Raw genomic sequence first — 14,357 nt, forward strand, 5'->3', positions numbered from 1 at the left:
CAGCTCAAGCCAGCAGGGCCACCGACTTGATCTGCGCCCAGAGCGTCTGGCCCGTGTGCAGGTGCAACTGATCCCGCGAATAACGCGTGATGCGCGCCAGCAGCGGCGTGCCCGACGCGTCCAGACGGACCAGCACGTGGGCCGTGTTGTCGGCAGGCACTTCGCTGATGACGGTGACCGGCAGACGATTGAGGATGCTGGTCTGGTCGTCGGCTTGCAGGGTCAGACTGACATCCCGCGCTTGCACCTTGAGGCGCAGGGGCTTGCTCATTTCCAGCACGGAATGGGCGACGCGGATCGTGAGATCGCTACGGGGAAGGCGGACGGTGACCAGGTCGTAGGCGGCATCGTAGGCGACTACGGCACCCTCGATGACCACGCCCGCGTCATCGCCCATGGCCAGTGGCAGGTCGAGTCGCGCCAGGGTTTCAGCAATGGGACCGCTGGCCAGCGCCTGGCCACCGCTGAGCAGCACTAGATGATCGGCCAGTCGAGCGACTTCGTCCTGCGAGTGGCTGACGTACAGCATCGGAATGTCCAGCTCGTCGTGCAGGCGTTCCAGATATGGCAGGATTTCGCCCTTGCGCCGGGCGTCCAGCGCAGCGAGCGGTTCATCGAGCAGCAGCAGGCGAGGGCTGGTCAGCAGGGCCCGGGCGATACCGACTCGTTGCCGTTCGCCACCGGACAGCTTGTCCGGTTGACGGGCGAGCAGGTGATCGATGCCGAGCAGGGTGGTCGCCTGTTCCAGATTCACATGACGTTCCCGGGCCGGAATGCGTTTGAGGCCGAATTCCAGATTGCCCCGGACGGTAAGGTGCGGGAACAGGCTGGCTTCCTGGAACACGTAGCCCAGCGAGCGTTTGTGCGGCGGGAGGAAGACGCCGTTGGCGCTGTCCTGCCACACCTCGCCGTTGATCGAGATGAAGCCGGTCGAGGCTTTTTCCAGCCCCGCGATGCAGCGCAGGCAGGTCGTCTTGCCGGAGCCGGAATGGCCGTACAGCGCCGTGACGCCGCGTCCTGGCAGGGACAGATCGACGTTCACAGTGAAGTCGGGGAAGTCCACGTTCAGGCGGACGTCGATGGTCGAGGTCATGACGGATCAGCTCCAGGTCGCTTTGGTCTTGCCGCTGGAGTAAAGGGCCAACAGAACCAGGAAAGAGAACACCAGCATGGAGCCCGCGAGCCAATGGGCCTGCGCGTACTCCATGGACTCGACGTGGTTGTAGATTTGCGTCGAGACCACGCGAGTTTTTTCGGGGATGTTGCCGCCGATCATCAGCACCACGCCGAACTCACCCACGGTGTGGGCGAAGCCGAGGATGGCACCGGTGATGAAGCCGGGGCGAGCCAGGGGCAGGACGACGGAAAAGAAGGTGTCCCACGGGGTGGCACGCAGGGTGGCGGCGACTTCAAGCGGGCGCGGGCCGATCGCCACGAACGCATTCTGCAGCGGCTGAACCACGAAGGGCATTGAATACAGCACCGAACCAAGTACCAGGCCGCTGAAACTGAACGTCAGCGTGCCCAAGCCAAGGTTTTGGGTGAATTGTCCAAACGCGCCATTCGGCCCCAGCAGCAATAAAAGGTAGAAGCCGATGACCGTGGGCGGCAGCACCAACGGCAAGGCGACGATAGCCCCCACCGGGCCCTTGAGCCATGAACGCGTCCGGGCGAGCCACAACGCGATGGGGGTGCCGACGATCAGCAGAATCACGGTGGTCAACGACGCCAGCTTCAGCGTCAGCCAGATCGCCGCGAGGTCGGCACTGCCCAGCGGCATTTACAGCTGATACCCGTAGGATTTGATGACGGCAGCTGCTTTTGGACCTTTCAGGTAGTCCATCAGGGCCTTGGCGGCGGCGCTGTCCTTGCCTTTGTTGAGGATGACCGCGTCCTGTTTGATCGGCTCATGCAGGTTGGCCGGTACGATCCACGCGGAGCCGCTGGTCAATTTGCCGTCTTTATACACTTGGGACAGCGCGACGAAACCCAGCTCGGCGTTGCCGGTCTGCACGAACTGGAACGCTTGGGCGATGCTCTGGCCCTCGACGATCTTGGCCTTGGTCGCTTCAGTCAGGCCTTCCTTTTCCAGCACCTGAGTGGCAGCCAGGCCATAAGGCGCCGCTTTCGGGTTGGCGATGGAGAGGTGCTGGTACGCGTTCTTTCTCAGCACTTCGCCCTTGTCATCGACATAACCTTCTTTGGCCGACCACAGGGCCAGCGTGCCGACGGCATAGGTGAAGCGCGAGCCTTTGACGATTTCGTTTTCGCTTTCCAGTTTGGCCGGGGTGGTGTCGTCGGCGGCGAGGAACACTTCGAAAGGCGCGCCGTTTTTGATCTGCGTGTAGAACTGACCCGTGGCGCCAAACGATGCGACCAGTTTATGGCCGGTGTCCTTTTCGAAATCCTTGGCGATGGCCTGGATCGGGGCGGTGAAGTTGGCTGCGACGGCGACTTGCACTTCATCAGCGAACGCACCGCTTGCGGACAGGGCCGCGACGGCGAGGGCCAGGGATTTCAGGGTGACGCGGAGGGACGTTGCGGGCATGAAGCAGCTCCATGATGGTTTTTATGTGAGTGAGCGCAGGCCCGGGTCATACCGGCCAAACGCTATGCAGCGGAATATATAGCGATAGCGCGTGGCAAGGAAGCCAGATTGCGTTGTTCGGTTTCGGTTGATTTATTAGACGGTCGGTCTAATATGGCACCCCATGACTGATCTGAACGCAAAGCCCCGACGCCCAGGGCGTCCTCCGAAAGTGGCCCGCCCCGATGACTTCGACACCCGTGAAGCCCTTATTCGCTGCGGCGTGGAAGTGCTGACCGAGCAGGGCTTCATGGCCACAGGCATCGACGGCATCCTCAAACGCGTGGGCGTGCCCAAGGGCTCGTTCTACCATTACTTCGCCAGTAAAGAGGCGTTCGGGCTCGCTGTGCTGGACAGTTATGCAGGCTATTTCGCAAGGCGCCTGGACCGCTGGTTGCTGGATGAGTCGCTGTCGCCGCTGGAACGCCTGGCCGGTTTCGTACAGCACTCCAAGGCGAGCATGGCCCGCTATGATTTCAGGCGCGGCTGCCTCGTGGGCAACATGGGCCAGGAAGTCAGCGTGCTGCCGGAAGGATTTCGCGACGCGCTGGAGCAGACGTTCCTCGACTGGCAACGGCGCTTGTGTGCTTGCTTCGATGCGGCAAAGGCCGTTGGAGAACTGCCAGGGCGTGCGGATTGTGGCGAGCTGGCCGCGTATTTCTGGATCGGTTGGGAAGGCGCCGTGTTGCGCGCACGGCTCGTTCAGAGCGACACCCCCCTCAATACATTCATCGCCGGATTTCTGCGTGGGCTGCCACGCTGATTTCTTCGGCTCTATTTATAGACGATCGGTCTATACGGGAGAAGAGCATGTTCAATGGGATTTTGATTGATAAAGACGACAGCGGTTATCACGTCAAACTGGCGTCTATCGATGAGTCGCAGTTGCCCGCAGGTGACGTCACCGTGCGGGTGTCCCACAGCACACTCAACTACAAGGATGCCTTGGCGATCACCGGCAAGGGGCCGATTGTCCGTCAGTTTCCGATGGTGCCGGGCGTTGATCTGGCGGGCATTGTCGAAGACAGCAGCGATCCGGATTTCAAGTCAGGCGATGCAGTCGTACTCAACGGTTGGGGTGTAGGCGAAGGGCACTGGGGTGGGCTGGCGCAGGTGGCGCGGGTTCAAGGTAAATGGCTGATCCCGCTGAATGCAGCGTTCACCCCCGCCCAAGCGATGGCCATCGGCACAGCAGGTTACACAGCCATGCTGGCGGTGATGGCGCTGGAGAAGAACGGCGTGACCCCGGACAAGGGCGACGTGCTGGTCACCGGCGCCAATGGCGGCGTCGGCAGCTTCTCGATTGCCTTGCTGGCGAAACTCGGTTATCGCGTGGTGGCGTCCACCGGGCGGGCCTCCGAAGCGGAATACCTGAAGCAACTGGGCGCGGCGGAAATCATCGACCGCGCCACCCTGTCCGAGCCCGGACGCCCGCTGGCCAAAGAGCGCTGGGCAGGCGCCATCGATTCGGTGGGCAGTCACACCTTGGCCAATGTCTGCGCCAGCACCCGTTATTGGGGCACGGTCGCCGCCTGCGGGCTGGCCCAAGGCATGGACTTTCCCGCCTCGGTGGCGCCTTTCATCTTGCGCGGTGTCACGCTCGCGGGCATCGACAGCGTCATGCGTCCGCGTCAGGACCGTATCGACGCATGGACACGACTGGCGACCGACCTGGACCCGAAGGCGCTGGCGCTGATCAGCCACGAAATCGGCTTGAGTGAGGTGGTCGCCACTGCCCATCGGCTGATGGATGGGCAGGTGCGTGGGCGGGTGGTCGTCGACACCGGGCGCTAAGCCGCAGTGCGGGTGCCCGATTTGCCGTAGAAAAAGTCGGTGACTTGCAGCACCTTGATTAGGCTGCAGGCCGGGTGTTTCGGATTGATCAGCACCAGCCGTATTTCCTCCATGGCGGCTGACGGCAGGATCAATCCCAACTGGTCATTGCGTTCGAGCCATTCACCGCCGTAATCCATGCTGGGCCGGTCAGCGGGGAAGTTGTCCCAGCCCATCGGCAATTGGTCGACGGCGGTCGTTTCATACAGTTCGGGGGCGGGCGGTAATTCGAGGTGCATGAGCTTGAAACGCAGTTGAGGAACGTGCCCGGCGAGGATCACCGGGTCGAGCGCGCAGCCGGACGGACTCAGGCCCAGGTACACGGCGGGTACGTCCGGCGGATTCCAGCGACCGCCGTACACGGCGGCGCCTGCGCCGGAAAGGCCAGTGATGTCGTCGGCCTTGCTGATTCTCCAGGCGTGCATCACACCACCCCGCCATGTTCCAGGGCCGCCAACGCGCGGCGAACCTGGCCCGCGCCGATTTCGGTTTCGCACAAAGTGAGCGGGGTCTGGTCGTTGAGGGCGCGATTAACGGTCATCATCCAGCGCCGTGCTATGTCTTGATCCTCGAACACCTCGGCGGCGCGCATGGCCAGCGAAGCGACCCGGTCCAGCCGTTCGGAACCGACCAGATCCAGTGGCCGTCGTTGCCGCTGCCGACGTTCCAGTGTCGAAATCGAGGCGTTGAGCAGGGCTTCCAGCTGGCTGTTGCTCAATTGAAATGCGTTGCGTACGGTCTTGACCCACCCCGGCGGAAAACCGGTGCGGATGTAGGCGAGTCGTTCTGTTTCATTGCGGGTGCTGAGCTGATCGGCGATCAGCCAGAAAGCGGGCGAAGCCGCGTGAGTCGACGCTTGAAAAATGGCAGGCACGTCCATGCTCCTTCATCAGATGTCCGACGCAGGACGTTACGCCCCTGTCAGGGTTTCTCAAGCGCCAAGCTGTTACACGGGTTTGCCTGTGCTTCGTGGTCGAGCAACTGGCGCTTGCGCTCCGCGCCCCAGCGATATCCGGACAGCCCGCCGTCGCTGCGCACCACCCGATGACAGGGGATGGCCACTGCCAAGGGGTTAGCGCCACACGCCTGCGCGACGGCGCGGAACGAGCGGGGCGCGCCGATGCGTTTGGCAATGTCTGCGTAGCTGGCGGTGGTGCCCGGCGGGATGTGTTTCAGCGCCTGCCAGACCCGTTGCTGAAACGCCGTGCCTTGCAAATCCAGGGGTAAATCCAGACCCAGGCCGGGGGCTTCGACGAAGCCGACGACCTGAGCCACCAGCTGCTCGAATCCGCCGTCGCCGCCAATCAGCGTGGCGTTGTGAAACTGATCTTGCAGATCGCGGACGAGTTGGTCCGGATCGTCGCCGAGCAGGATTGCGCACACGCCGCGTTGGCTCTGAGCGACCAGAATCGAGCCAAGGAAGCATTCCCCCACCGCAAAATGAATGTCGGCGTTGGTGCCGCCCTTGCGGTAGTCCGTCGGCGTCATGCCGAGCAGGGTTTCGCTGGCTTCGTAGAAGCGGCTATTGGAGTTGAACCCTGCGTCGTACATCGCCTGGGTGATGGTCTGGGTGTCGCTCAGTCGATGGCGCACGCGCTCTGCGCGGTGTGCGCTGGCCCACGCCTTAGGGGTGACGCCCGTGACAGCCTTGAACACGCGGTGAAAATGCCAGGGGCTCATGCCCGAGAGTGCGGCGAGGGCGTTGAGGCTGGGGGGCTGTTCCGCCTCGGCGATGTGTCGGCACGCGTTGGCGACGATCCCGGCGTGCTGCTCGGCCAGGTGGGTCTGATCGGCAGCGGCCCGTTTGCTGGGGCGGTAACCGGCGGCTTCGGCTTGCGCCGCGCAGTCGAAGAAAATCACGTTTTCCGGACGCGGCAGGCGCGACACGCTGCTGGGGCGGCAGTAAATGCCGGTCGTGCGGACGGCGTAGACGAACTGCGCGTCGGCAGCCGGGTCACGGGCCACCACCGCCGCCCAGCGCGGGTCGTCTTCGATGTGTTGTGCAGACCGTTGCAACTTGCCCTGGCCCATGGCCCGTTACCTCTGAAAATAACTGTTGAGCCTCAAGACTACTGCTCGCGCCAAGGTCGGGAACCCCGAGTCTTGCGGTCAAATTCAGCTTGGCATGGGCGGCAGGGTGCCCAGCAACGACACGGCCGCCAGCGCGGCCCCACCCAACAGGCATTCGAGCAGTACACTGGCCCTCAAGACAGGAAGTCGCAAGACGTGGGCGCGCGCCAGGCTTCGATTCACGGCTGCCAGCACCAGCATGCACAGCACCAGCGCCACTTTGATCCCCAGCACTGCGCCGAACCCCGAAAGCGCCGGGTCTGGCCACCATCCGCCACTCAGGGCGCGCACGTTGACCAGCCCTGTGACGATGATCATCGCCACCAGCCCGTAACCGATGCCGCTGAAGCGCAGCAGCACGGCACGCAGGTCCATCGGATCCGCGGATCTGATCAGAACGGCCAGCATCAGCAGGCCGCCCAGCCAGGTGGCGACGCCGAGCAGGTGCAGCATCTGGTTGAGGATCAGCAGTTGGCCGCGCAGGCCGTCGAACATCGCGCCATGACCCACCGGCGCCAGCGTTAGCAACAAGAGGGCGTTGATCCAGAGGCGGGACTTCACCGATGTGCCCGGGCGGATCACCCAGATCAATGCCAGCAGATTGAGCGCCAGATGCGCGACCCAGACGTGACCGAAGAAGGTGTGGCCCAGGACCAGTGCGAGCGTGGAGGGCGCAAACCCTTCGCGCCAGTCACCGGCCATGCTCCCGGCGGTCAGCATCAGCCAGCCCAGCGCGCTCAGCAGCGCCACGCCGGTCAGCCACGCGAGCTGGCGGTCAAGTCGGCGGCTGTCGGGACGTGTTACGAACGCCGTCAGGTTCGAAGTGAACAGCACACTGCGAAACAGGCCCGAACCGAACAGCAGCAAGACTGCGCCGAAGTGCACGAACCGGCACAGGATCAACCCTTCTTGCATGGCGTTATGGCGTCACCTGAAAGCGATAAACGCCTTCGCTTTTGTGCGTATCGACCGACACCGCATGCCATTCGACCTTGTATTTGCCAGGCGCCAGCGGGACTGCCGGGACCACGATCAGCACTTTCTTATCGGCGGGGTCGGTGGTGACGCTCTGGGTCTGGATGATTTCGGTGGTTTCCCCCGGACCGTCGAGGCTGATCGCGACTTTGGTGAATTTTTCTTCGACGCCTTCTGAGAAATTCAGGCGCAGTTCCTTGGGCGTGGTGACTTCGCTGTCGGCGGCAGGCAGCTGGCTCTCCAGGTGCGCATGGGCGAAGGCCGGCGTGGCGATCAGGGAGGCGAGCAGCGGCAGGCAAGCGAGGGCGAGTTTCAAGCGGTGGGCAGACATCAAGGGTTCCTTCGAATTCGTGAAAGCGTGTTGCAGCGACAGGCCGGTCTGGAGCCGATGCCGTGTCGATTCCGGTCAATGCGAGCGCTACTAGACCAGAAACCGCCTCTCGACTCCAGTTAAACCCCTGAACGGCGCATCAGACCGGGAGGCGTTTCTGAACGCTGCGGGCCATGATTTCCAGGTCTTCGAACGGGTTTTTGCCCACCAGCATGAAGTCCTGCCGGGTATTGGACCAGTACACCACGTTGAGTCCCAGGCGTTGTTCCCGGCCAAGGGTTTCGCCGCCGGTGCGTGCCTGATTGATGCACAACGCCAAGGGGCCGTGCCGGGCGTCGAGGTAGGTCAATTGGCCGATGAGCACGCCGTCGTAATCGAGGATTTGCGCCCTCCGGAATTCCGCGCCCGGTAAGGCCACCACGTCGGGGCTCAGCGCCACGCCGAGCTGCTGACCCACCGAACTCAACTGGGCGACATGGGATGAGCGGTCGGCGGTCAGATTGTCGAGGGTTTGCGGGGTGTACAACGCCATGTATTCGGCCACCGAACCGCGCCATCCGCCGCCGGATTTAGAGTTTTGCACCCCCATGAACAGGCGGTCTGCGGCGATTCCGGCGACAACGAACGTCGCGGCCATGGCCAGGAAACCGCGACGGCTCAGGGCTGGCTTCGGAGGTGCGGGGGCTGCGGGCAACCCGTCGAGCATACGTTGCAGGCGTGCGGTGGGGGCATCGTCCAGGACCGAATCAAACGCTTCGCGAAACGGCAGGTTCGACCGTTTCAGCCGTTCAAGCCGTGCCGCGACCGAGGCGTCGGTGCGCAGGAGGTCGTCGATGGACTGGCGTTGTTCCTGGTTGAGTTCGTCGTCCAGCCAGGCGACCAGCCATTCGTCCGAAGGGGGGGCGTGTGTCGTGTCGTGGGTCATCGCCGTTCTCCTGTCGAAGGGCTCGACATGGCGGGTGGTGCGGTTTCAGCCAATTTCAGGCGCGCGGCCGCCAATCGGCTCATGACGGTGCCCACGGGAATTTGCAGGATGTCGGCAGTCTCCTTGTACGAAAGTCCTTCGACATAGGTCAGAAAGACCGTTTCGCGTTGGGCTTCCGGCAGCGCGTTGACGCGTTTGATCACTTGGGCGGCGAGGACCTCTTTCTGCGCCTGGCTTTCCCCGTCAAAGGACAGTTCCTGCTCGGCATCGACGAAACCCTGGCCCTGACGAACCCGCTGCGAGCGCAGTTCGTTGAGCCAGATCGAATGCATGATCGCCAACAGCCAACGGTCCAGACGGGTGCCCGCCGCGAACTGCGCGGCACGCTCCAGCGCCCGGACACAGGTGGCTTGCACCAGATCATCGGCCAGGTGCCTTTGTCGAGACAGCACCCAGCCGTATCGCCACAACCTTGGCAACAGAAGGCCCAGCTCCCGGCGAAACTCAGCGTCTCTGCCTATGATGGCCTCCCGGCCTGTCGCTCATCATTCACTGACGCGAACTCAGGTCTGCGGCGCAGCGGCAATGGCGTCGGCCAGGTCTTCGTACTCTTCACAGGTGGTGCTGCACAGCGCCTTGATCTTCACCAACTGTTCTTGGGCGAGATCGACGCGGCCCTTGATCACGTACGCCTCGCCCAGGTACTCCCGCACCTGCGCATAGTTGGGGTCCAGGGCCACGGATTTCAGGTAGTAGCCGATGCCTTCATCGGTCCGGCCCAATTTGCGGGTGGCGTAGCCGCGATAGTTCAGCGCCTTGGCGGTGTTGGGGTTTTGCAGGGTGTCGAGCAGCGACAGCGCTTCTTCGTAGCGGCCGTCTTTGGCGAGGCGGTAGGCATAATCGGTGCGGTCGGCGTCCGAGGTGGCCTTGCTGGTCTGCATCACGCATTTGCCGGATTTGCTGTCCCAGACCTGGCCTTTCGGGCAGTTGGGCTTGGGCGGGGCGGATTCGTCGCCCGAGGCGTGGGCCTGACCGGCGAACAGCGCCAGGGCCACGCAGGCCCCCAGCAACAGGGAGGGACGGGAGGGCGTGGCATGTGCCGAGTGTTTGTTCATGGTTCTCATGCTCCGTAAATGATGGGATCGAATACGCGTTCGGCCCTGCCGAACACCACAACCACCGGGTGCAGGCCCGGTCAGCGAAGGATCAGCCGCGCAGATCCCCGCGAGGCATCGGCAACATGCGTTTCAAGGTGCTGTCGCCGATGATGTAGTGATGCCACAACGCAGCGGCGGCATGCACCCCTGCCAAAAAGATGATCGCCCAGGCAACGTTGTCATGCAGGCCGCCCAGGGTGCTCCGCAGCCCGTGATCGATGGCGAACGGCGCCGGGATCGGAAACAGGCCAAAGAACGTGAACGGCTCACCCTGCGCCCAGCGAAACAGAAAACCCAGCGAGATCTGCGCCAGCAACAGCAGGTACAGCACGCCGTGCCCGAGGGTGGCGGCCAGATGGGCGGCGGGGTGGGTGTCGTGTTTCGGACGATTGCCGCCAAACACGCGCCACACGATGCGCGCGACGATCAGCCCGGCAAAGGCGATGCCCAGGGAAATATGCACTGACTGTAGCCCTTTGCGCAGGTCCGTGCCTTTGGCGAGAAACGCCCAGATGTGGGCGCTGGCGAACAGAAAAATGACAATGGCGGCGGTCAGCCAGTGAAAAAGGCGAGTGATGCGGTCGTAGCGGTGAGCGGAAAGGCTGTGCAGGCGTGAAGTCGTGCTGTTCATGTGGAATCCCCGAAAGTGTCGAACCGTAAACACCCCGGCGAAGAAAGTTATTCGGCCCCGTCGTAAATTCTTTTCCGAGACGGTCCGACGTACCGGGACCCCACGTCATCCCGGCACGCCCAGCCCGATTCAGACCTTGAAAAAGCTCACGCGGGCAGTGAGTTGATCGGCGAGTTGCGAAAGCTCCTTGCTCGACAGTGCGACCTGATTGGAGCCCACCGCCGCCTCGCGGGCCGAGTCATGAATACGGTTAATGTTCTGGCTGACGTCTTCCGCCACGGCGCCTTGTTGCGCAGCGGCACTGGCGATTTGCGCGTTCATGTCATTCAGCGCACCGACCTCGTGGCGAATTTTCACCAGCGCCGTTTGCGCTTCCTGGGTCTGCTGGACCGTACGGTGAGCCATTTCCCGGCTTTCGCGCATCAGCCCGGCCGTGACGCCAGCACCGGCCTGCAACTGGCCAACCATGTTGCGGATTTCCTGTGTGGACTCCTGTGTCCGTGTGGCCAGCGAGCGAACTTCATCGGCCACCACGGCAAAGCCACGGCCTGCTTCACCTGCGCGGGCGGCTTCGATGGCGGCGTTCAGGGCCAGCAGGTTGGTGCGTTCGGCGATGGCGTTGATCACCGCGACGATGGTCTCGATGGACTGACTGTCTTCGGAGACTTTTCCGACCGAATCAGCGGCGCTTTCCAGCTTGTACGCCAGCTCGTGCATGGCTTTGGCGGTGCCTTCGACCATGAGCTTGCCGTGCTCGACTTCCTGATCGGCTGTTTCGGTGGCGTTCGCCGCCTTCGCCGCGTAGCCGGCGACTTCCTTGACGGTGCCCGCCATTTGGCCGATAGCCGTGGCCATGTGCTCGGTCTCGGTGGCTTGCAGGCGCATCTGTTCGCTGTTGCTGTCGGAACTGGCGCGCAGTTGCGAGGACGAGCCCATCAAATCCATCGCCGCCGCCCGAACCTGGTTGATGGTGGCGGAGAGGTGCGCATTGGTGATTTTCAAGGCGCCCATCACACTGTCGGGGTAGGGCGTTTCAATGGGTTGAGTCAGTTCACCCGACGCCAACCTCCGGATAGAGGCCGCGACTTCGTGGGGTTCTGCACCGAGGGTCGATTTGATACTGCGGATGATCAGCAGCGAAGCCACAACGCCCAGCGCCACGGCAACGGCGGTCGCAATCAACATCAGCACCGCGAAACTGGCGGCAGTGACGCGCACCATGCCGATATGGTCGGCAATGGAGGCTTCTTCCAGATCGATCAGCGCGTTGATGCGGTTCAGCCAGTCCTTGTACGCGCCCGAAACGTCAGCCATCAGCGCGGTCTGTGCCTGGTCGATGTCGCCTTGTTGACGCAGGCGCAGCACTTTGTCGGTCGCGCTCAGGGCGACACGTTCCGCCGCTTTGATGCTGGCCAGAAACTCCTGTTCGCGGGCAGTGGCGCCTTTGGTTTGATAAATCTGGTCCATCGGGCTGGCGGACGCTTGATACAGCGCGTTCAGGCGCTCGATGTCGCGCATGTGGGTCGCCAGGCCCTGATCGTCGCGGACCAGCACGGCGTCGCGCACCGCAATGGCCCGGTCATGCACGCTGCCTCGGAAGTTGATCGCATAACGCTGCTTGATCGTGGCGTCTTCGCTCACATCCGTCAGCGTATTTTCAATAATGCTGACCCGGTGCACGCCGATGAGGGTGATGAGGATCATCAGGGCGAGTACCAGACCAAAGCCGAGCCCAAGCCGTTTGCCGATCGTAAGCTGTTTGAACATGTCCGCCGGTTCCAACTGTTGTCTGATATTAGATGGCTACTACCGATGCTCGTTATACGTCATCGCTAAGGCGCTTGCATGCGCTTTTATCTATCGGGGCGATATACGCCGCCGGTGGCGGTGCGCGTCGTGAAAGGAGCATGCGGGTGATTAAACAGTGTGAGGGATGGCATCAAGTGCGCGGAGAGTTGCGAACTATCGTGAATTAACCAGATAGTGAAAACTGCATGAAGATTATTTAATAAAAAAAGCCACCGCACTGACGTGGGGTGGCTAAAAAGTCTTACCAAAGGAATGATGAAGTGGAGCAAGATTCGATTACTTGATGCTGCGGATTCACCAAGTCATTGATTCGTGTGCTTCATCGCCGACAAAGGTAACACCGGTGCCGGCGCTTCAACTATTACTAAGATCGATAGTGACTATCACGACCCATTCATGAACCGTTCGGCGGAAAAATGCTAAAAGTTTTTCGCCCGAGGAGCACACTCGGCAAGAAATGGGGGTAGATAGACCTCATTGCAACAATAAGGAAATGGGCCTGTAGCCTGTAGATCAACCGTGAACATCAATTACGGTGCCGATATATTTTTGCCCATCTGCCATAGCGCACATTCCACCGTTTCATCTTTCTCCTGAACTCAGGACGATACCCTGCATGTCAGGGTCTGCGGAACGTTGGGCCTTAATTGAGACAGGGGATAATAATGACATTTGTGAAATGGAACCTCGTGACGCTCGCGGTTTCGCTGGGCGTGAGCCAGATGGCGGCCGCTGGCGTCGTCAGTGATCAGTCCGATGCCAAGGGTTTTGTCGAAGACAGCAGCCTGACCGTTCATCTCAAGAACTATTACTTCAATCGCGACGGCAAGAACGGCGGTGGCGACCGCAAGGATTGGACCCAGGGCGTCATCGGCAACTTCAGCTCTGGGTTCACCCAAGGCACGGTGGGCTTTGGCGTCGATGCCTATGGTGAGTGGGGCATCAAGCTGGACGGCGGCGCAGGCACCGCGGGGACTGGCAACCTGCCGGTAGATCGCCACGGCGATCCGGAAGACGAGTACGGCACCGCGGGCGGCGCTATCAAAATGCGGATTTCCAAGACCGAATTGCGCTACGGCGACCTGATGCCGACCGCGCCGGTGTTTGCCGCGGGCGGTTCGCGCCTGTTTACGCAGACGGCCACGGGCTTCAACCTGTTGAGCAGCGACATCGCCGGTCTGGAACTGGATGGCGGTCACTTCACGGGCGGCAATGGCCCCGTCACCACCAACCACGATCACGATATTTATGCGTCGTACGCGGGTGTTACGGCGTCGAGCATTGACTATGCCGGTGGCAAGTACACCTTCAACGACAACCTGACGGCCAGCCTGTATGGCTCCAACCTGAAGGACGTCTGGGATCAGTACTACGGTAACCTCAATTACACCCAAGGCATTACCGACACCCAGTCCGTCAACTTCGACTTCAATATCTATCGCACCAATGATGCCGGTTCGGCCAAGGCCGGTGATATCAGCAACACTACGTGGTCGCTGGCGGCCGCTTATTCCTTCCTGACCGCGCACACGATTACCCTGGCGTACCAGAAAGTGCATGGCGATACCCCTTTCGACTATGTGGCCTTTGGTATTAACGGCCCTGGCGACACGGCGGATTCGATCTTCCTCGCCAACTCCGTTCAATACTCGGACTTCAACGGCCCCGGCGAGAAATCGTGGCAGGCCCGTTATGACTTGAACATGGCGAGCTACGGCGTGCCGGGGCTTAGTTTCATGGCTCGTTATATCACCGGTGATGATATCGACGGCTCGCATATGCCGTCGAACAGCACCTACGTGAACTATGGTTACGGTGAAGATGGCAAGCACCACGAAATCAACGTCGAGGCCAAATATGTGGTGCAGACCGGTCCGGCGAAGAACCTGTCGCTGCGTTTGCGTGAAGCGATCCATCGCGCCAATGCCGACCAGGCGGAAGGCGACGTGAATGAATTGCGTCTGATCGCGGATTACCCGATCAACGTGTTCTGATGTGTTAAACCTGCTGGCAATAAAAAGCCAGGCGAACCCGTAGCG

The 14,357-nt window shown here is 61.7% G+C and carries 16 protein-coding genes; 3 read left to right on the top strand and 13 right to left on the bottom strand.

What is annotated here, in order from left to right:
- Positions 1 to 4: 4 nt before the first annotated feature.
- The 3 genes from modC to modA are packed head-to-tail and all read right to left on the bottom strand — an operon-like array spanning position 5 to position 2,548.
- Positions 5 to 1,093: a molybdenum ABC transporter ATP-binding protein gene (modC, locus tag ACIQAL_RS06055; protein ID WP_401143547.1), complete on the bottom strand. Its 1,089-nt coding sequence runs from the start codon at positions 1,091 to 1,093 to the stop codon at positions 5 to 7.
- A gap of 6 nt (positions 1,094 to 1,099) precedes the next feature.
- Positions 1,100 to 1,780 carry a molybdate ABC transporter permease subunit gene (gene modB / locus ACIQAL_RS06060; RefSeq protein ID WP_401143550.1) on the bottom strand — a complete coding sequence of 227 codons (681 nt, stop codon included), beginning with the start codon at positions 1,778 to 1,780 and terminating at the stop codon, positions 1,100 to 1,102.
- Positions 1,781 to 2,548, bottom strand: a complete 768-nt coding sequence (gene modA, locus ACIQAL_RS06065; RefSeq protein WP_401143553.1) for a molybdate ABC transporter substrate-binding protein — start codon at positions 2,546 to 2,548, stop codon at positions 1,781 to 1,783.
- A 163-nt stretch (positions 2,549 to 2,711) separates the two neighbouring features.
- Here modA and ACIQAL_RS06070 point away from each other — a divergent pair, with 163 nt between their 5' ends.
- Both ACIQAL_RS06070 and ACIQAL_RS06075 read left to right on the top strand, forming a co-directional pair.
- Positions 2,712 to 3,350, top strand: coding sequence for a TetR/AcrR family transcriptional regulator (locus ACIQAL_RS06070; protein ID WP_401143556.1), 639 nt, complete (start codon positions 2,712 to 2,714; stop codon positions 3,348 to 3,350).
- A gap of 47 nt (positions 3,351 to 3,397) precedes the next feature.
- Complete coding sequence (locus ACIQAL_RS06075; protein ID WP_401143558.1) at positions 3,398 to 4,381, top strand: MDR family oxidoreductase; 984 nt, start codon at positions 3,398 to 3,400, stop codon at positions 4,379 to 4,381.
- Here the strand turns inward: ACIQAL_RS06075 and ACIQAL_RS06080 are convergent.
- From ACIQAL_RS06080 to ACIQAL_RS06125, 10 genes are all read right to left on the bottom strand, one after another.
- The gene (locus ACIQAL_RS06080) at positions 4,378 to 4,845 is read right to left on the bottom strand and encodes an RES family NAD+ phosphorylase (RefSeq protein ID WP_401143561.1); all 468 of its coding nucleotides are present in this window, start codon (positions 4,843 to 4,845) and stop codon (positions 4,378 to 4,380) included. The two genes, ACIQAL_RS06075 and ACIQAL_RS06080, sit on opposite strands and share 4 nt — an antisense overlap.
- Positions 4,845 to 5,294 (bottom strand): antitoxin Xre/MbcA/ParS toxin-binding domain-containing protein, encoded by a 450-nt coding sequence (locus ACIQAL_RS06085; protein WP_401143564.1) that lies wholly within the window; start codon positions 5,292 to 5,294, stop codon positions 4,845 to 4,847. Before ACIQAL_RS06085 ends, ACIQAL_RS06080 begins: the two co-directional genes overlap by 1 nt.
- A gap of 47 nt (positions 5,295 to 5,341) precedes the next feature.
- Positions 5,342 to 6,451, bottom strand: a complete 1,110-nt coding sequence (gene ada, locus ACIQAL_RS06090) for a bifunctional DNA-binding transcriptional regulator/O6-methylguanine-DNA methyltransferase Ada (protein WP_401143567.1) — start codon at positions 6,449 to 6,451, stop codon at positions 5,342 to 5,344.
- Between the two features lie 84 nt (positions 6,452 to 6,535).
- Positions 6,536 to 7,405 (bottom strand): copper homeostasis membrane protein CopD, encoded by an 870-nt coding sequence (gene copD / locus ACIQAL_RS06095; protein WP_401143569.1) that lies wholly within the window; start codon positions 7,403 to 7,405, stop codon positions 6,536 to 6,538.
- Positions 7,406 to 7,409: 4 nt separating this feature from the next.
- Positions 7,410 to 7,796 (bottom strand): copper homeostasis periplasmic binding protein CopC, encoded by a 387-nt coding sequence (gene copC, locus ACIQAL_RS06100; protein ID WP_166594660.1) that lies wholly within the window; start codon positions 7,794 to 7,796, stop codon positions 7,410 to 7,412.
- Between the two features lie 139 nt (positions 7,797 to 7,935).
- Positions 7,936 to 8,721 (bottom strand): anti-sigma factor family protein, encoded by a 786-nt coding sequence (locus tag ACIQAL_RS06105; RefSeq protein WP_401143572.1) that lies wholly within the window; start codon positions 8,719 to 8,721, stop codon positions 7,936 to 7,938.
- Positions 8,718 to 9,212 carry an RNA polymerase sigma factor gene (locus ACIQAL_RS06110; protein WP_401143763.1) on the bottom strand — a complete coding sequence of 165 codons (495 nt, stop codon included), beginning with the start codon at positions 9,210 to 9,212 and terminating at the stop codon, positions 8,718 to 8,720. The genes ACIQAL_RS06105 and ACIQAL_RS06110 overlap by 4 nt, the downstream gene beginning before the upstream one ends.
- A 72-nt stretch (positions 9,213 to 9,284) precedes the next feature.
- Entirely contained in the window at positions 9,285 to 9,836 is a 552-nt protein-coding gene (locus ACIQAL_RS06115; RefSeq protein ID WP_401143575.1) for a tetratricopeptide repeat protein, read from the bottom strand.
- A 91-nt stretch (positions 9,837 to 9,927) separates the two neighbouring features.
- Entirely contained in the window at positions 9,928 to 10,509 is a 582-nt protein-coding gene (locus ACIQAL_RS06120) for a cytochrome b (protein ID WP_401143578.1), read from the bottom strand.
- A 129-nt stretch (positions 10,510 to 10,638) separates the two neighbouring features.
- Positions 10,639 to 12,276 carry a methyl-accepting chemotaxis protein gene (locus tag ACIQAL_RS06125; protein WP_401143581.1) on the bottom strand — a complete coding sequence of 546 codons (1,638 nt, stop codon included), beginning with the start codon at positions 12,274 to 12,276 and terminating at the stop codon, positions 10,639 to 10,641.
- Positions 12,277 to 12,983: 707 nt separating this feature from the next.
- Between ACIQAL_RS06125 and ACIQAL_RS06130 the strand changes: the two genes are divergently transcribed.
- A complete protein-coding gene (locus ACIQAL_RS06130; protein ID WP_401143584.1) occupies positions 12,984 to 14,312 on the top strand; it encodes an OprD family porin in 1,329 nt (442 codons plus the stop codon).
- The last annotated feature ends 45 nt before the right edge of the window (positions 14,313 to 14,357 follow it).

This window comes from Pseudomonas sp. NPDC088368, from assembly GCF_044753445.1.
Classification (GTDB): domain Bacteria; phylum Pseudomonadota; class Gammaproteobacteria; order Pseudomonadales; family Pseudomonadaceae; genus Aquipseudomonas; species Aquipseudomonas bambusae.